Below are 16823 nucleotides of genomic sequence, written 5' to 3'. Positions count from 1 at the left end.
TCATGGTGATTCCTGGCAAATTCGGCATAGCGGTGGCGATGCCGGGTGATAACGGCGGTGTTGCGCGGGGCCGGTTTCGGCTAGCGTCACAGGGGTGCATGCTTCGGGGCGCGAATCGATCACCGAGTACTACCCGCGGAGAACGGGTGCGATCGTCGCGCTGGTCTTCTTCCTGGTGATGACCGCGCTACCGGGTTTCGTGGTGTTCAACGACGCGGAACATCCGGTGATGCGGGTCGTGGCCGGGGTGCTCATGGCGGTGTTCGGTTTCGGGGTCTACACCATGGCCGACGACCTGTTCCGCCCGCAGCCGACGCTGCTGCTCAACGATCACGGCTTCACGTATCGCGGTTTCCCGCAGGTGGCGTGGAGCGAGGTGGAGCGGATCCGGCTGGGCGTCGGCCGATTACGCAAGGGCGGGCGCACCGAACTCTTCGCCGAAGTGGTGCTGCGTGATCCGGAGGAGTTCCGGCACCGGGTCCGGGCACTCGGCGATGTGATCGCCCGCCGCCAGGTCGACCGCCCGCTGTACATCGTCGCCGAACGCCTACCCGTGCCGGTGCCCGCGGTCGTGGAGGTCATGCGCGATCTCTGTCCCGGCCTGGTGGTCAGAACCGTCGAGGACGCCCCCGGCGCCGCCCCCGAACCGCCCGCCGCGCCCCGCTCGGCCGATCGCGACATGGTGGAGAGTGCCCTGGTCAGCGCCCTCACCGACGAGCTACCCACCGGCTGGAGCCTCGCGGTGCTGTGGTTCTCCCTGGTCGGCGACGACGGCCACGCGGGACTCCAGTTGGAGCTGTCCGGCGCCCCCGTCCCCGAGGTCCCGGAGTCCGGCGTCCCCTCCGAGGAGCTACAGCCCTCCGAGGAAGTGCTCATGCTGCTCAACCGCCTCAAGGAAGTCTGCTACGACCAGATGACCGGCACCTGGCTCAGCGGCCAGGTCCTGCTCCGCGCCGACTCCACCAAGGCGCAATTCACCTTGTCCTTCAAGGAAATCCCCGACTGGCTCCCCATTCCCGAGCCCGACGAATGCCGCCGCGAACTCGCCACCTACCCGCGAGCCGGCGACGAGATCCCCACCTGGCTCCGCCAGCGCATCTCCTGACCAACCTCGGTCTCGTCGACGAGTTGACGATTCTCACACCGCGGGTTTCGCGGCGTTGTTGGAACGGAGAACCTGTCCGCAAGCACGCGTAGCCGCCGTGGTCAACCTCTACTTTCTGCATCCAGGTTCGGGCAGCGAAGCCCGGCACCTGCAGGAAGGACGACAGATGACTACGAGCAAACGGATACGGATGCGCGTCGCCGCGGCGATCATGGGCGTGGCCGCCCTCGCCGTCGGGGCCGGTACCGGTGCGATGGACGCCCGCGCCGATACCCCGCGCACGATCCAGAATCTCGTCGACGCCATCAACTCCGGCGTGAAGACCGCCGGCAAGGCCCTCGCCGACACCGGCGTGTCGAGCGCGCCGCACTCCACCATTCCCTCGGGGAACGGTCCCGAAATGACCGACGCCCTGGCCGCTTTCACCTTCTCCCTGGCCAACGCGAACATGGCCCCCGCCGGCGCCAACGACTGGAATTGCAAGCCCACGGCCGCGCACCCCGAGCCCGTGGTGCTGTTGCACGGCTCCTGGATGAACGCCTACGACGGGTTCGCGCGCCTGTCACCACAGGTGAAGAAGGCCGGATTCTGTGTCTACGCGCTGAATTTCGGTCAGGAGGGGCTGCTCCAGCAGGGCGGGCTGGGTGCGCTGGTGCCCGGCGTCAACGGTGTCGCGCCCATGGAGGAGTCGGCCAAGGAAGTGGCCGTGTTCGTCGACAAGGTGCTCGCGTCGACCGGGGCCACGAAGGTCGACATCATCGGGCATTCCCAGGGCGGCACCGTGGCCGACCAGTACCTGAAGTTCGGCGGCGGCGCGGCGAAGGTGGATCAGTTGATCACCTTCGGCGCGACCCACCACGGCACCAGCCTCGACGGCATCGCCACCCTGGGGCGGCGCATCACCGACATGGGTTTCAACGCACTGGGATTCAGTCAGCTGCTCGTCGGTGAAGGGCTCATCGAGCAGGTCGCCGGATCCAGCTTCTACGCGAAACTCGGCGCGGGCGGCGACACCGTCCCGGGCGTCCACTACACCAGCGTCGCCACCAAGAACGACGAGGTCTCGACGCCGTACGACGCTACCTTCCTGACCGCCGGGCCCGGCGCGACGGTCAGCAATGTGACCCTGCAGGACGGCTGCGGAATCGACTTCTCCGACCACCTGTCGATGATGTACTCCCCGCGGGCGGTCTCCATCGCACTGCGCGCCCTGGACCCGGCCGGTCATCCGAACCTGGTGTGCGCCTTCAACCCGTACGTGCTCTGACCGGCTCGGGCGCGGCCGCCGGCCCGGTCAGGCCGCGCCCGATTCGAAGGCCGTCATGGTGACCGCGTCCGGCTTCTCCCACGGCGCTGGCTCCGGGAAATACGACTCCAGGAATTCCGAGACCGCCCGCACCCGTTCGGCTTCCGGGACCTCCGGGAAACTGCCGTCGTTGAGGCAGAAGAAATCCACGTTCCGGCGTTTCTCCAGCCCGTCCAGCAGCGCCAGACCGGTGTAGCTGGTGGTGTCGACGTAGCGCATCTTCGCCGCTTCCTGGGGGACCGCGCGACCGGTGAGCAGGGCGTAGTAGTGGTAGAGGGAATTGGTGACCGAGATGTCGGTGGCGGCGCGGAAGCGGCTGGCGCGGGTGCGGGCGAAGTCCTCGGCGAAGACCTGCTCCATCTCCAGCAGGACGCTGCGGCGCAAGGGAACCGGGGTGTGCTCGAGGTGACGGGTGATGACGTGACCGAAGCGCTCCGACAGCAGGGCGCGGTTGACACGGGCCGCGTTCTCGAAACCGCTGCGCCGTTCGTTGTTCGTGCCCGGGCCGATGCGGGTGCCCGCCTCGATGTAGCGACTGATGCCCGCGGGGGTGAAGAACATGGACGGGCGGACCGGGCGCGCGAAGAACATGTCGTCGTTGGAATAGAGGAAATGCTCCGACAATCCGTCGATATGCTGCAATTGGCATTCCACCGCATGGGAATTGAAGATCGGCAGGCCGCTGATATCCGAGAAGTGGTCCACCGCGCGGACGATGGTGACCTGCGGATCGTCACCCAGCCAGTCGGGGACCCGGGAATCGGTGGCGATGAAGATGCGGCGGATCCACGGCGCGTTCTTGCGGACCGAGCGCAGCGCGTAGCGCAGTTCGTCGATCTGCCGGATGCGGGCGTCCGCCTCGTCGCCCTCACCGACCACCACCTGCGCCAGCATTCCCGCACGGCGGGCCCGGAATTCGGGGTCGGAGCCGTCCACCCAGGAGAAGACGATGTCGATGTCGAAGCCGACGTCGACGGGGTTGGGGGTGAACATCCCGGCCAGGGTGGGCCAGCTGGCGTCATAGAGCAGCACCGTCGTGGGCTCCACGTCGGCGAGGTCGAAGACCATGCGGGTCAGCGCGTTCGGGCGCGGGCATTCCACGGTGTCGCCGTGGTATTCCCACAGCTCGATCTCCACGTGATGGGCCGGGTCCAGGTCTCGACCTAGCCGGAAGACGTTGTGTGGCTTCTCATTACAGGAGAATCCGGCAACCATGGCAGCCCCCAGCACCCGCCTGAGCGCGGATCTGTGACCGGTGTCCACGGACAGCACCAGGCGATGGTCGGCGTCACGAACCAGCAGGTAGGGAACCTCGGCGGCGGTCAATTCGGAGCGCAGGTAGCGCAGATCGTCGATGACCGCCTCGGACACAGCCAGATTCGCCACCGTCGCGCGCCCCACCGTCTCCGTCATCTCCGGCTGCTGTCCCGCACCCATGTCCACCATCGCCATCTCCGCTCTCTTCGGGGCCGTTCACCTCACGTCTTGCGGCGGCCACGCCGGCACAGCCGCCTACCGGCCCGGGACACGCCCGGGCCGGTACACGCCGTGAAATCTGTTGCGCAGTCAGAAGAACGGGGCGGACGGGTGATGCGGGGCGTGTTTCCACAGGCGAACTTCACCGGGCGGTCATCGGCCGGCTACTCGCGTGACCTCGTCGAGTCGAGGGACTGTTACGAATGATGCAACCGTTATCGCTTCTCGTCAATCTGTTTCCCCGCAGGTCCAGAGGTGTTTTCACAGTCGTAACGGACGAAACACCCTTATCCGGCACGTCCTGGGGCCCGCTTCGGCGGCCAGCGAGCCAGTGCGGCAACGGCATACACTTGCGGGCAGCGCAGTCCAGCCCGCTGCGCGAACCCAGATGGTGAGGGGAAACAGATGGTAGCCGACGCCCGGGAACGTCAGGAGCCCTCGACGGACACGCAACCCGACCACCCCGAACTGGACGTTCTACCCGAGTGGCCGCTGGACACCATCGCGGTGCTGGTGACCACCGATCCCGCCCCGCACGCGATCCCCGTCTCCTGGCCGGTGCGCGCCGGCGACCGGCGGATCCTGCTCAGCCTCAAGTCGGATCGCGGCTCGCTGGCCCGGCTGCGGGAGCGGCCGGAGCTGGCGCTGCTCATCCTGGGCGGCGGCAATGTGGCGTTGTGCGCCCGCGGCACCGGCAAGGTGATCGCGGATCCGCTGCCCGGCGCGGACGATTACGTGGCGGTGGAATTGACCGTCGACGTGATCGACGACCACCGTCAGTCGGCTTTCGCGGTGATCTCGGGAATTCAGCGCACCGTCCTCGACGACACCGAACTACGCTATCTGGAGAATCGGGTCGCGACGCTCAAAGCAATGGCGGCCGACCGCAACTGAGATCGAAGGAGATCGTGTGTCTGTCAGCTTGGCCAAGGGCGGAAATGTCTCGCTGTCCAAACAGGCCCCGAATCTGACCAAGGTCGCGGTGGCGCTGGGCTGGGATGTGCGCACCACCACCGGTGCCGACTATGACCTCGACGCGAGTGCCATGGCCTGCGGATCCAATCAGCGGGTGCTGTCGGACGCGCACTTCATCTTCTACAACAACCTGCGCTCGCCCGAAGGCACCATCGAGCACACCGGTGACAACCTCACCGGCGCGGGCGACGGTGACGACGAGGTGATCAATGTCGACCTGGCCGCCATGCCGCCGACCATCACCAACATCTTCTTCCCCGTCTCCATCCACGAGGCCGACGTCCGCCGCCAGTCCTTCGGCCAGGTCCGCAACGCCTACATCCGCGTCATCGACGCGGTGACCAACGCCGAGCTGGCCCGCTTCGACCTCACCGAGGACGCCTCCACCGAAACCGCCATGGTCTTCGGCGAGCTCTACCGCCACGGCCCCGAGTGGAAGTTCCGCGCCATCGGCCAGGGCTACGCCTCCGGCCTGGCCGGGATCGCCCGCGACTACGGCGTGAACGTATGATCGTCGCCTTCTCGGTGACACCCATGGGCGTCGGCGCGGACGTGGGCCGCGCCGTCGCCGAGGCCGTTCGCATCGTTCGCGCGAGCGGCCTGCCCAACGAGACCAACTCGATGTTCACGATCATCGAGGGTGAATGGGACGAAGTGATGGCCGTGGTGAAACAGGCCACCGACGCCATCACCGCGGTTGCCCCACGCTGCAGCCTCGTACTCAAGGCCGATATCCGCCTGGGCGTCACCGGCGCGATGACCGGCAAGGTCGAAACCGTGGAACGCTACCTCGCGGCGGACTGAGCCATCACCGAATCGCCTCGTCGAGGCTGCCGGCGGTCAGCACGCGTGCCGACCACGCACGCAGTTGGCTCGAATCCGCGTCACGCACCGTGGCGACCACTGCCGCCGGCAACTTTCCGAACTTCAGAGACAGTTGCTCCAACAGGGCCTCGGCTCGCCCCCGGAGCTCGCCCCTCGCCTCACCCAGCGCTTGGCCCTCCGCGCGGAGGCGATCTGCGGTTGTCATGATGACCTCCCTAGCGTGGGGACCGAGTCGTTCGACGATCGGGTCCAGGTCGGATTCACCGGTTTCGCTGACAGTAAGAATGTACGTCACCACGCACTCGAGCCGGGCTCTACCGCCAGGAGCCGCGAACATCGTGACCAGGTCCCCCAGCAGCGGCAGGAGTTGTTCACCCAGGTTATTGCTGCGTGCGGCGATCTTCTGCAGCACAAGCATCACACGGGTCTCGGGTGTGAGGTCCCGTGCTCGAAGTGCGGCCACGTCAACGGTGGTGAGGTCGTCGAGAAGGAACTGCAGGTGGGGCAGATGGGGTCCGAGGGCGGCGCGAGTTTCGAGGTCGATGTCGATCAAATCGGCCAGCTCGGTGGGTCGTGTCCAGCGCTCACCCTTGGGACTGGCATGCACGACCAAGGGGACGACCGCGGGCAACGTGGTGGCTTTCGGGTGGTCGGCGAGATAGCGGTTCCAGATGTGGACGGTGTATTCGAGCATCCGGAAGGGCATCAGTGGATCGGGTCGGCTCTGGTGTTCGACGAGCAGGAAGAGGTAGGCGTCGTGACCGTCGAGGCGGGTGCGGAACAGTAGATCGCTGAAACGTGAGCGCAGCGCTGGTGAGACGTAGCTGCACGGCTGCAGGCGCAGTGCGTCCCAGTCCACGCGGGCCGACACGGAGGCCGGTAGTACGGCCCGCAGCTCACCGGCAGCGTTGGCGGGTTGCTCAAGGACTCGCCGGAAGTAGGCGTCGTGCGGATTGTTCGGCGGCTCAGCCATATTGGAGCAAGCTACCCGGTTGTCCTTGGCCGACAGCTGGTTTCACCCGCACTCGCGGTGCGACACGCGGCGTCCCGCGGACCGAGCTCGCCCCGTTTCATGGTTTGCGTTCCAACTACGCGTCGTCGTGGCCGATCATTCGGAAGGGCACGGTGGCGGCGGAATGTCGGGCCAATAGTCTTCTGTTGGAATCCGATTGGTGGCGGGCCGGACGCTTACGGCATGAAAAAGAAGTTCATCGCCTCCGCCGTTCTCGCCGCCGCTTCCGCCGCCACCATTCTGGGCACCGGTTCGGCTTCCGCGGACGAGACCCGTCAGATCCATTTCGCCTACGGCACCGACAACGGTTTTGTCAGCGGCCACCTGCAGGGGTTCGACAGCGATCACTACAAGCTCGACGCCCGGGGCGGGCAGACGATGATCGTCAGCGCGGCCCCGTACTGGTCGGACGTGGTGGTCACGGTCAAGGGCCCGACCGGCACCCTGACCTCCGGGCAGCAGTGGGCCAAGTTCACCCTGCCGGTGAACGGCTCCTACGAGCTGGTGGTGACCTCGCCGCAGCACCGCACCCTCGACTACGGCCTCGGCGTCAAGATCGACTGATCGCCTCGATTCCCCTAACCCATTGTCCTGAATTCGTGGAGCGCGCCCTCGGCGCGCTCCTTGTTTCATGTGGGACGCTGACCAGGAAACGTCACTTTCCGCCGATTACGGATCTGGAAGCGAGGCGCGATCATGGTCGAATACCCGCCGATGCCGCCGGCGTCGATGCCGCCGCCGCAGCCGATCTTCGAGCCCAGCGTCGACCTGGACGTCTTCCCGCCCGAGCAGCAGCGCCGCTGGACCGTCCTGATCCGCTTCATCCTCGCCATCCCGCACCTGTTCGTGCTGTTCATCCTGTTCCTCGGCCAGTTCGTGGTGGCGATCATCGGCTGGTTCGGCGCTCTGATCACCGGCGCTCTACCCCAGTGGTGCGCCGACTACCTCCGGTGGACGGTCGCCTACACGGCCCGCGTGGAGGGCTACCTCTACCTCCTGGTCGACGAGTACCCCCCGTTCACCTTCGACGTCGACGTGAATTACCCGGTGCGCGTGCTCTTCCCGGCCCCCACCCGCCTCAACCGCTGGGCCGTCCTCTTCCGCTTCATCCTCGGCTTCCCCATCCAGGTCCTCGCGACCTGGCTTTCCACCGGCTGGATGGTCATCTCCCCGATCGTCTGGCTGATCGTCCTCATCACCGGCCGCATGCCCGCCGCCCTCTTCCAGGCGACGTCGGCAGTCCTCCGCGTCCAGATCCGCACCGAGGCCTACTGGCTCATGCTCACCCCCACCTACCTCAAGCAGGTCTTCGGCGACGGCCCGATCCCCGAACCCGGCGCGGCCCTCCCGCCCGGCTTCACCCCGTCCTCCCCGACCCGCCCCCTCCTGGTCTCCCAGGCGGGCAAGGTCCTCCTCTGGATCATCCTGGTGCTCGGCCTCATCTGGAGTTTCTTCAACCCCAGCGCCGACTTCAGCACCGACGAAGACGGACCGTCCCAGCCGACCCACATCGAATGGCCCCGCCCGACCCCCTAGCCCGAATCAGCCCTCCGCAGGCCATTTCGCGCCTTCTAGCCGAGTTACTCGCCTGCTGACACGCGGGAGCAGTCAGAGGATTGATTCTCCGTCGGATTCGGGGGCTTCGGTGCGGCGGCGGAGGACGTGGGGGATGCGGGCCGCCGGGGGGATGATGATGCCCGCGTCGGCGAGTTTGGCTGCCGCCTGGTCGGGGTCGGCGGGGGTGCCGACGGTGGGGCCCTGGCCGATGGGGACCACCGAATGGACGATGGTGTCCGGGTAGATGTGGACGTAGTTGAAGGCTTGGGCGGCGTCTCGGCCGCGCTGGCCGCCGTCGCGGGCCGACATGTCCTGGCTGTAGCAGGTCGCGGAGGCCACGGAGACCGGGATTCCGGCGAAAGTGGCGGTGCTGGACAGGTGTAGGTGGCCGGCGAGGATGGCGCGGACGTCGGTGCCGTCGAGGACGTCGGCCAGGCGGCGCTGGTCGCGGAGCTCCACCAGGACGGCCAGGTCCTGGACGCAGGGGATGGGCGGGTGGTGCATGGCGAGGACGGTGCCGAAGGGGGCCGGTTCGGCGAGAACGTCTCGCAGCCAGGCCAATTGGGCATCGGTGATCTCGCCCCAGTGGTGGCCGGGGACGGTGGTGTCGAGGGCGATGACGCGCAGGCCGTCGAACAGGTGGACGGCGTCGAACGGTGCGGCGGAAGGGGTTTCGTCGAGCAGGTGCTCGCGGAGAGCGCCGCGCTCGTCGTGATTGCCCGCCACCCAGACGACGGGGGCGCCGATGCGTTCGGCCCACGGCTCCACCAGGTCCCGCAGTTTGCGGTACGCGCCGGGCTCGCCTTGGTCGGTGAGGTCGCCGGTGAAGACGATGGCGGTCGGGGCGATGCCGCTGGCCTCGGCCTGGCCCAGCAGCGTCGACAGTCGCGCCTCCGCGTCGACCGCGCCGTAGAGCTCGGTGTCGGCGGCGATCAGGTGGGTGTCGCTGAAGTGGAACAGGACATGGTCCGCCCTGGCGTATTCGGCGACTCGCGAGATGTGCACGGACATCCTCCCCGGCATGTTCGTCAGGCCGTTTCTTCCAGATTGCCCGCACACAATGACGGCATGCTTGCGGGAAGGTGAGGTTTGGGTGTCGGGCTAATGCCCGAGGCTACCGGCCAGCACTCGCGGATGTTCCTGCTCACGTGCGTGCAGCAGGGTGAAGTAGCGACGCAGCATCAGGGCAGCGGTGGTGGCCAGTCCGGCCGTCAGTCCCCACCAGACCCCGGCCGCGCCCAATCCTACGGGGAACGCGAGCAGCAGCGCCGTGGGCAATCCCACACCCCAATACCCCACCAGCGAGAGCCGGAACCCGGCCTTGGTGTCCTTGAGCCCGCGCAGCAACCCCACCCCGATGTTCTGGGCGGCGTCGAAGAACTGCAGCACGATCGCGATCAGCAGCAGTGTGTGCGCCAAAGCCACGGTGGCGGAATCACTGTCGGCCAGAAACGGCTTCAACACCCAGTCCGGCGCGAGCACATACGCCGGCCCGGTGAGCGCCGCGACCAGTCCCGCGTAGCGCAGCGCCAGCCACGCCACCGAGCGCGCGTGCGAGTACTCGTCGCGCGCCACCGCCCGGCTCACCAGGATCGACGCCCCGTGCGAGAGCCCGATCGCCACCTGGAACACGATGTACACGATCTGGTAGACGACATTGTGCGCCGCCAGCGCCGCCGCCCCGAGACTCCCCATGACCAGCGCCAGCACCGAGAACATGCCCGCCTCGGACCCGTAGGTGAGCGCGATCGGCGTCCCCAGCCGCAGTTCCTCCCGCACCGTCGCCGAGTGCACCGGCCACATCCGGACCGGCAGCGTCGCACGCAGTTTCGGATCCCGCCGCACCATCGCCCAGAACACCCCGAAGGTGATCAGGAAGACCAGCGAGGTCGCTACGCCGACGCCGGTCAACCCGAGCGCGGGCAGCCCGGCCCAGCCGTGCATGAACGCCAGCGCCAGCACCAGATTCAGCGCCACCGATCCGAGCGTCACCAGCAGCAGCGCCTGCGGCCGCTGCATCCCGACCGTGTACTGCCGCAACACCTGGAACCACAGGCACGGCACCAGTCCCGGCGCGAGCGCCACCATCATCGGCCGCGCCTGCGCCAGCACCGCGGCGTCCTGCCCCAGCCATCGCAATGCCCACCCGAGTCCGATCAGCAGTGCGCCGCCGAGCAATCCGGCCACGGTGGCGATCAGGAAACTCGACCGCACCACCTCCCGGACCAGTGCCTCGGCCCGCCGTCCCTGCTTCTCGGCGCGGCTCACCACGGTGGCCACCTGATTCCCGGTCCCGGTGATCAGCCCGACGCACATGGTCCGAATCTGGTTGAACAGCACCAGCGCCAGCCCGCCGGCGGCGACTTCCCGCACGCCGAGCGTCCCCATCAGCGCGATATTGGTGGTGGACACCGCGACCTGGGCGAGCTGGGTCAGGGCGATGGGCGTGGCCAGCGAGGTCAGCTGCCGCCCATCGGATTGCCGAAGCGCCCCGATCATTTCGTGGCAGCCCCGTCCGCGGGTGTGGTCGCCGCGTCCGCGACGGGTGTGGCGTCCGGCATCAGGATGGTGTGGGTGCCGGGCGGTTCGGGCGCGGTGCCACGGAGTTTCGCGAGCAGCTGCGCGACCATGGCGGCCTGGTCCTCGAGCCGCTGCCGGTACTTGTCGAGAGCGAGGCAGACCAGTCCGGTGTCGCCGGCGGCGAGCAGTTCCCCGATCTCGTGGGCGGGCATGTCGGCCAGTTCCAGCTGGTGGATCAGGGTGGCCTCGGGCACCTTCTGGTCGGCGTAGTCGCGTAGCGGCCGCCCGGTGAGGCCGCGTTCGACGGCGTAGTCGTCGGGCAGCGCGTAGTGCAGGTGCCGCAGCGCCGCCCGCTCGCGCGGGTCGGGGCGGGCGGCGGGCCGGTGGGTCTCGAGCAGTCGCGCGATCTCGGCCTCGCGTTCGGTGTCGAGCAGGTCGCGGTCGCTCATCCACTCGTCGTCGAAGACGGTATCGAGGTACTTCTCGCCGTCGTCGTTGATGATCACGACAACGGTGGAGTGGCAGGGGAATTCGTCGATCCGGGTGAGCGCCGCGTACACCGAGCTGCCCGACGACCCGCCGATCAGCAGTCCCAGTCGGGCGGCCAGCGCGCGGGTGGTGGCGAAGGCGTCCACGTCGGACACCTTCACTCGGTCCCGCTCGTCGATCAGGTGGAGGTCCTGATCCACGTGCACCCCGGGTTCGGCGCCGATCGGCGTCCCGGTGCCGGACTGCCAGTAGTCGTGCCCGGGCCCGCCGAAGGCGATGGACCCTTCCGGTTCGACGCCGATCAGCCGCGGATCACAGCCCTTCTCCCGCAGCCCCCGCGCCGTCCCGAACAGGGAACCGCCGGTCCCGACCGCCGCCACCAGCACGTCGACGTGCCCGAGGTCGGCCACCAATTCCCCGGCGAGCGCGACATATCCGACGCCATTGGCCGGATTGGCGTGCTGCGCGGGGAAGTACGCGCCGGCCTGCTCGGCCATCTCCGCCGCCCGCTCCTCCCGAGCGGAGGTGGACAGCCCGTCGTCACCCTCGTCGGAGACGAATTCGAGCGTCGCGCCCATGGCCCGCATGGCGTTCAGCTTGGCCTTGCACGCGTGATGGTCGACCACCGCGGTGAAGCGGTACCCGCGTTCGCGCGCGACCACCGCGAGCCCCAAACCCGTATTGCCGGAGGTCGATTCGATGATGTGCCCGCCCGGCCCCAACTGCCCGCGCCGCTCCGCGTCCAGCACCATGGCCCGGGCCATCCGGATCTTGGCGGTCCCGGTCGGGTTCATGGTCTCGAGCTTCAGGAACAGCCGTGTCCCGGTGGCCGGGCTGACGGCCAGCTCGAACAGCGGGGTCCGGCCGATCAGCTCGGACACTCGCCTGGCGATAACCGGCATCGAGTGTTTCTCCTCGGGAAGGTCGCTGGAGCGGGGCGCGGGGCGGTGACTGAAAACGGTTCAGAACGCGTCGAGAGCGGTATCGAGGCGCCAATTGAATTGTCGTCGATCCGGCGAGCTTCGCAAGACTACCTTCGGCGGAATGGGGAGCCCGTGAAATGAGGACTCGTTGCTGTCCATCTGATAACCGGCGGTATTCGGGTAAATGAGCAGATCATCGGTGGTGGCGGGCCGGGGGAGCGGGATCCGGCGCCAGCTCAGCATGTCGTCTTCGAGGCAGGACGACCCGCCGACGCAGGTCGGGGTGAGATTTCCCGGGCGTTGCGGCCACAGCACCGGGTCGGGCAGGTATTCACTGTTGAACCATTGTTCGGAAAGGCTGAGGCTGGTCCCGTTGGCGGTGAGAATGACGTACGGGACGCCGTGCGCGAACCGCGTTTTGACGCCCTGGATCCCGAATACGGTGCTGCCCGCGCGGTCCAGCAGCGCCCGCCCGGGTTCGATCGCCAGCCGAATGCCGGTTTCGCGCAGCGTGTCCGCGAGGTCGTCGGATCCGAGGATGGTGGCGAGCATGGCGGGCCCGGGCACCGGGCAGTGATACGGGTAGTAGGAGCCCGCGCCGGGGGCCCGGTCACCGTGGAACCAGCGCGGATTCACGCCCTTGCGGAAGTTCTCCCAGTCGTCCCCGGAGACGTAGTCCACGCCGAAGCCGCCGCCGATCGAGATGGTGCTGATCGGATGGTCGAGCACGCGGGCCTTGCGGCAGCGTTCGATCAGCGCGTGGGTGAGCGCCGCGCGGGGGGCCGCCTCGTAGCCGGAGAGGTGAAAACTGAAGCCGTGCAGGTGGACAACGTTGCGATCGATCTCGGTGAGGGCGAGGTCCAGTTCCTGTTCGGTGAGCCCGAACCGGCTGGTGGAGCCCGGCGGCAGCACCCGCAGCAGGACCCGGCTGGGTTCCGGGGACGTGCTCAGTCGCCTGAGCTCGTCCAGGTCGTCGACCGCGATCAGCGCCCGTGCCCGGGTCGCGAGTTCGAGCAGCCGATCCGATTTCGCCGGTCCGGTGACCATCAGGTCGGTGCCGGGGATGCCGCCCCGGATGGCGTCGTTCAGCTCGTCGACGCTGGCGACGTCGACGCCGCAGCCGGCTTCGGCGCAGGCGCGGACGACGCAGTCGGCCTTGTTGGCCTTCTTCCCGTAGTAGACCGAGCCCTGCACGCCGGCCCGGGCGAACACCCGCTGGAATCCTCGAATGTTCTCCACGACCTGGTCGGGATACATGACGTGGAACGGTCCGTCGATCTGCCGGGCGATTTGCCGCAACGCCTCCGGGTGGTCGAGCAGCCCCTGTTCCCAGGCGTGTCGGTGCGCGGGCATCGGGCTGGCGGTAATGGTGGAGATACCGGGAGGAGCGACCACGGTCTCGGTGGAGGCGGACATTTTTCCTTTCGGGCGCGTGGGGGCTGCCTCTCGGGCGCGGCGATAGCCAACATGCATGAGAGTGCGTCGTTCGAAACGTTAGACCCGAGGGGTTATCGATTGGACCAATGTCGCGAATAACCGTTTCGGGTGAATTTCTGAGGCGAATCCAGCCGGTCAATTCCGGCGATCAGTCCCAGAGCGAAACCTCGGTGCCCCGTCCCTCGGCGATGGCGCGATTGGCCAGCGCGTGGGCGACGGCGATATCGGTGAGCACCAGCCCGCTGTTGTACACGAAGATTCGTTCGTCATCGGAGATCCGGCCGACGGCGCGATGTCCCAGGATCTGGGGTAGCTCGGCGTCGACCCGGCGTAGTCGGCCGTCCGGGCCCGCCATATCGGTTCCGGTGAGCGCCATCTGCTCGGCGCTGGTGGCGATCACGCGGTCGGCGTGCACCAGCGTGGAGGGGGCCAGGCCGTAGCCGACCAGCACCACGGTCGAGCCGGGTGCGAGATCCTCGGAGTCGATGGCGACCTGGGTGCCCGGACCCGCGGTGGCGAGGACGACGTCCGCCTCCCGCGCCGCCGCGTTGGGGTCGTCGACGGTCTCCAGTTCCGCGTGCGGATGGTGGTGCAGCAGCTGCTGATACACGGCTTCCAGGCCTTCGGGGTGGGTGCCATAGAGCATGAGTCGGTTCAGTTGCGGATTCGCCGCCAGCAGATGGGGCAGCGCATTGCGCCCCTGGGTGCCGGTGCCGATCAGCAGCGCGCTGCGCGCGCCCGGCCGGACGCATTCGCGCACCAGCAGGGCCGAGACCGCGGGTGTGCGCAGCGCGCCGACGCGGGCGCAATCCATCAGCGCGATGGGCGTTCCCGTGGAGTCGTCGTAGAGCGAGATGGTGGTGAAGTACCGCTTGTTGGAGCGGTCGTGGTGCGGATCGAACTTGTAGCTCGTCTTCATCGCCACCACCCGGCGGCGGCCGTCGCGGCCCAGCATGGCGTACGCGACCGACCAGCCGTCCGGATGTGCCACGCTCAGCTTTCGCGGGTTGTCCGAATCACCGCCTGCCAGTGCGAGATACGCGTCCTCGACGGCGCGCACCACCTCGGCGGGGCTGATCGGGACATCGGCCAGATCGCTGCGGCTGAGCACCCGGAGCGGGGTGGGGCGGTAGTTCACGGGTGCTGTCCTCTGGTCGTGCTGAAGGGAGCGACCACGCGCTGACCGTAGCCGTCCTCGTCGGCTTCGGCGGCGGCGCGGCGGCGTTGGGGCAGACGGATATTCACCCGCTTGAGCCAGCGGTCGGTGCCGTCGTAACGCGGCGCGAAAGGCACCCTGCCGTGGACCACGGAATCATTGTCCACCAGCAATAGCTCGCCGGGAGCCAAAGCGACCGCGCGACTTACCCGGTGCAATTCGCTGGTCAAATGCTGGTAGGCGCAACGAAATTCGTCGTCGGCCCGGTCGAGTGGGGTGTACGCGGGGTCGAAACGCAGTGTCGGCCCGTCGGCGTCGGCCCCGACGGTGGGGATCGGCGGCGCGGTCCGGTCGCCGAAGTCGTCGCCGTAGGAGATGTCGGGCAGGATCGGCAGCCGGGCGGCGCGCAGGGTGTCCCATTGCGCCGCATCGAGTTCCACCTGCCGGATCGACGACACGGTGGTGGCGACCCGGTCGGGGTTGCGCAGGCAGCCCAGCATCAGCAGGTTGGCGCGCTCGGGGTGGAAGGCGTCCTCGGTGTGCGGGCTCAGCAGCGCGGTGCTGCTGGCCCCGGACTGCTCGTGCTCGTGACCGGGGGTGGGCAGGATGTTGTTCACCAGCCGCCCGGCCTGCTGCCCGTGCCAGCCGAACGGCTCACCGGCGCACCGGGCCAGCAGCAGCATGGCGATGTCGAGTTCGAACGACCCGGCTCGCCGCGAGCGTTCGCCGGCCCAGTGCGCGGCCTCCTCCCAGTTGAACGGGGTCGGGCCGAGCACGTCCTCGTCGATCGGTAGCCGGCCGATCACCGCAACGCCCGCGGCGGTGGCGGGTGGGCGCATGGCCTCGTGCACGACGTCGGGCAACCTGCCGTATTTGGCGTCGATGTGGCGCAACAGGACCGGATGCGAGAGGGTGGCTGCGATCTCCGGCGTGGCGCCCACTGTGACCGCGATCTCAGCGGCAAGGTAGCGGATGGCCCGGGTCGCGGATTCCGGCAGGTCGCGCCGTTCGAGCTGGTCAGGGTGGTCGGGGTGGAGCGGGTGACGTTCGGAGAGAACGCTTTTCACCAAGGGAAGGGCCTTCCTGGCTGGGGCGGTGACATGGTGATCTCGGCTCGACCGAAGACGGTATTGCCCCCGCATTAATTTGGCAAGGCTTACCTAACGGTGTGTCGTAGAAATAGCGAATGCGCATAGGATTCCCGCGCGGAGGGTAATCGAATCGGTCTCGTTCGGACGAACCGCGTTGACGTTTCTCGCCTGCGCGCCGATCCATCTGGATGATGAACGGTGTGCGTATCCGAATGGCCGGCCTCCGGGCCCCGCTGACCCGCGCCGGCCTGGTGGGCGCGGCCGTCGCTCTGCTCGTGCTGACCGGTTGCGGGACAACCCATCTCACGCCGGTGCCCGACGACATGCCGCCCCGAGCGGGGGCGCCGGTGCCCGCGATCGATCTGGATGCCCCGGGCCGCACCGCGATTCAGCTCCGCGATTGGGCCAAGGAACAGCGCGAATCGACCGGCATCCCGGTGCTCGCGCTCGAGGCGTACGGGTACGCGGCCGCCGTGCTGGCCCGCTCCAAGCCCGAGTGCGGGATCGGCTGGACCACCCTGGCAGGCATCGCCAGCGTCGAGAGTCAGCACGGCACCCACGCCGGTTCCCGCATCGCCGACGACGGCACGGTGTCGCCCCCGATCCGCGGCCTGGCCCTGGACGGTTCGCCGGGCCGCGCCCGCATCCTCGACGTCGGCGCCACCGACGCGAACCCGGTCTACGCCCGCGCCATGGGCCCGTTCCAGTTCATCCCCGAGACCTGGCAGCGCTGGGGCGTGGACGCCAACGGCGACGGCAGGATCGACCCCGACAACATCGACGACGCCGCCCTCACCGCCGCCCGCTACCTCTGCGCCATGGGCGGCGACCTCACCGCGGCTCCCGGCTGGCAGCAGGCCCTGCTCACCTACAACCAGTCCACTACTTACATGAATACCGTCCGGTATCGCGCCGCCGCTTACAGCGTGGGCCGCACCGTCTGACCGGTCT

16 protein-coding genes are annotated in these 16823 nt (G+C 68.1%); 8 read left to right on the top strand and 8 right to left on the bottom strand.

Going from position 1 to position 16823, the window contains the following annotated elements:
• The first annotated feature begins 94 nt into the window (after positions 1-94).
• Positions 95-1105 carry a hypothetical protein gene (locus ABZ382_RS22780; protein WP_357091986.1) on the top strand — a complete coding sequence of 337 codons (1011 nt, stop codon included), beginning with the start codon at positions 95-97 and terminating at the stop codon, positions 1103-1105.
• Between the two features lie 166 nt (positions 1106-1271).
• On the top strand, positions 1272-2372 hold the full coding sequence (locus ABZ382_RS22775) for an alpha/beta fold hydrolase (RefSeq protein WP_357091983.1): 1101 nt from the start codon (positions 1272-1274) through the stop codon (positions 2370-2372).
• Between the two features lie 27 nt (positions 2373-2399).
• Here the strand turns inward: ABZ382_RS22775 and ABZ382_RS22770 are convergent, their stop codons facing one another.
• The gene (locus ABZ382_RS22770) at positions 2400-3824 is read right to left on the bottom strand and encodes a stealth family protein (RefSeq protein WP_357092375.1); all 1425 of its coding nucleotides are present in this window, start codon (positions 3822-3824) and stop codon (positions 2400-2402) included.
• A gap of 468 nt (positions 3825-4292) precedes the next feature.
• On the opposite strand from ABZ382_RS22770, the gene ABZ382_RS22765 reads away from it, so the two are divergent.
• The 3 genes from ABZ382_RS22765 to ABZ382_RS22755 are packed head-to-tail and all read left to right on the top strand — an operon-like array spanning position 4293 to position 5666.
• On the top strand, positions 4293-4781 hold the full coding sequence (locus ABZ382_RS22765) for a hypothetical protein (RefSeq protein WP_357091980.1): 489 nt from the start codon (positions 4293-4295) through the stop codon (positions 4779-4781).
• 16 nt (positions 4782-4797) lie between these two features.
• Positions 4798-5373 carry a TerD family protein gene (locus tag ABZ382_RS22760; protein ID WP_357091978.1) on the top strand — a complete coding sequence of 192 codons (576 nt, stop codon included), beginning with the start codon at positions 4798-4800 and terminating at the stop codon, positions 5371-5373.
• On the top strand, positions 5370-5666 hold the full coding sequence (locus ABZ382_RS22755) for an MTH1187 family thiamine-binding protein (RefSeq protein ID WP_357091975.1): 297 nt from the start codon (positions 5370-5372) through the stop codon (positions 5664-5666). Before ABZ382_RS22760 ends, ABZ382_RS22755 begins: the two co-directional genes overlap by 4 nt.
• Positions 5667-5670: 4 nt before the next feature.
• Here the strand turns inward: ABZ382_RS22755 and ABZ382_RS22750 are convergent, their stop codons facing one another.
• Positions 5671-6660: an Rpn family recombination-promoting nuclease/putative transposase gene (locus ABZ382_RS22750; protein WP_357091972.1), complete on the bottom strand. Its 990-nt coding sequence runs from the start codon at positions 6658-6660 to the stop codon at positions 5671-5673.
• Between the two features lie 222 nt (positions 6661-6882).
• Between ABZ382_RS22750 and ABZ382_RS22745 the strand changes: the two genes are divergently transcribed.
• The gene (locus tag ABZ382_RS22745) at positions 6883-7263 is read left to right on the top strand and encodes a hypothetical protein (protein ID WP_357091969.1); all 381 of its coding nucleotides are present in this window, start codon (positions 6883-6885) and stop codon (positions 7261-7263) included.
• Positions 7264-7395: 132 nt separating this feature from the next.
• On the top strand, positions 7396-8235 hold the full coding sequence (locus ABZ382_RS22740; RefSeq protein ID WP_357091966.1) for a DUF4389 domain-containing protein: 840 nt from the start codon (positions 7396-7398) through the stop codon (positions 8233-8235).
• Between the two features lie 72 nt (positions 8236-8307).
• Here the strand turns inward: ABZ382_RS22740 and ABZ382_RS22735 are convergent, their stop codons facing one another.
• From ABZ382_RS22735 to ABZ382_RS22710, 6 genes are all read right to left on the bottom strand, one after another.
• A complete protein-coding gene (locus ABZ382_RS22735) occupies positions 8308-9261 on the bottom strand; it encodes a phosphodiesterase (protein ID WP_357091964.1) in 954 nt (317 codons plus the stop codon).
• Positions 9262-9357: 96 nt separating this feature from the next.
• Entirely contained in the window at positions 9358-10755 is a 1398-nt protein-coding gene (locus ABZ382_RS22730) for an MATE family efflux transporter (protein ID WP_357091961.1), read from the bottom strand.
• Complete coding sequence (locus ABZ382_RS22725) at positions 10752-12146, bottom strand: cysteine synthase family protein (RefSeq protein WP_357091958.1); 1395 nt, start codon at positions 12144-12146, stop codon at positions 10752-10754. Before ABZ382_RS22725 ends, ABZ382_RS22730 begins: the two co-directional genes overlap by 4 nt.
• An 81-nt stretch (positions 12147-12227) precedes the next feature.
• Complete coding sequence (locus ABZ382_RS22720; protein WP_357091955.1) at positions 12228-13604, bottom strand: Y4yA family PLP-dependent enzyme; 1377 nt, start codon at positions 13602-13604, stop codon at positions 12228-12230.
• 169 nt (positions 13605-13773) lie between these two features.
• A complete protein-coding gene (locus ABZ382_RS22715) occupies positions 13774-14736 on the bottom strand; it encodes an ornithine cyclodeaminase family protein (RefSeq protein ID WP_357092372.1) in 963 nt (320 codons plus the stop codon).
• A gap of 23 nt (positions 14737-14759) precedes the next feature.
• Positions 14760-15848, bottom strand: coding sequence for a TauD/TfdA family dioxygenase (locus tag ABZ382_RS22710; RefSeq protein WP_357092369.1), 1089 nt, complete (start codon positions 15846-15848; stop codon positions 14760-14762).
• A gap of 236 nt (positions 15849-16084) precedes the next feature.
• Between ABZ382_RS22710 and ABZ382_RS22705 the strand changes: the two genes are divergently transcribed.
• Complete coding sequence (locus ABZ382_RS22705; protein WP_357091952.1) at positions 16085-16816, top strand: lytic murein transglycosylase; 732 nt, start codon at positions 16085-16087, stop codon at positions 16814-16816.
• Positions 16817-16823 lie beyond the last annotated feature (7 nt).

This window comes from Nocardia sp. NPDC005825 (assembly GCF_040630175.1).
In the GTDB taxonomy this organism is placed as follows: domain Bacteria; phylum Actinomycetota; class Actinomycetes; order Mycobacteriales; family Mycobacteriaceae; genus Nocardia.
The sequence above is the reverse complement of the archived record's forward strand: the minus strand, read 5'-3'. Positions and strand labels throughout refer to the sequence as shown.

Excerpts from the sequence above, each read along its gene's own strand:
- ABZ382_RS22775 (WP_357091983.1), top strand. The coding sequence starts at position 1,272 with ATGACTACGAGCAAACGGATACGGATGCGCGTCGCCGCGGCGATCATG.
- ABZ382_RS22770 (WP_357092375.1), bottom strand. The coding sequence starts at position 3,824 with ATGACGGAGACGGTGGGGCGCGCGACGGTGGCGAATCTGGCTGTGTCC.
- ABZ382_RS22765 (WP_357091980.1), top strand. The coding sequence starts at position 4,293 with ATGGTAGCCGACGCCCGGGAACGTCAGGAGCCCTCGACGGACACGCAA.
- ABZ382_RS22755 (WP_357091975.1), top strand. The coding sequence starts at position 5,370 with ATGATCGTCGCCTTCTCGGTGACACCCATGGGCGTCGGCGCGGACGTG.
- ABZ382_RS22750 (WP_357091972.1), bottom strand. The coding sequence starts at position 6,660 with ATGGCTGAGCCGCCGAACAATCCGCACGACGCCTACTTCCGGCGAGTC.
- ABZ382_RS22745 (WP_357091969.1), top strand. The coding sequence starts at position 6,883 with ATGAAAAAGAAGTTCATCGCCTCCGCCGTTCTCGCCGCCGCTTCCGCC.
- ABZ382_RS22740 (WP_357091966.1), top strand. The coding sequence starts at position 7,396 with ATGGTCGAATACCCGCCGATGCCGCCGGCGTCGATGCCGCCGCCGCAG.
- ABZ382_RS22730 (WP_357091961.1), bottom strand. The coding sequence starts at position 10,755 with ATGATCGGGGCGCTTCGGCAATCCGATGGGCGGCAGCTGACCTCGCTG.
- ABZ382_RS22720 (WP_357091955.1), bottom strand. The coding sequence starts at position 13,604 with ATGTCCGCCTCCACCGAGACCGTGGTCGCTCCTCCCGGTATCTCCACC.
- ABZ382_RS22705 (WP_357091952.1), top strand. The coding sequence starts at position 16,085 with ATGGCCGGCCTCCGGGCCCCGCTGACCCGCGCCGGCCTGGTGGGCGCG.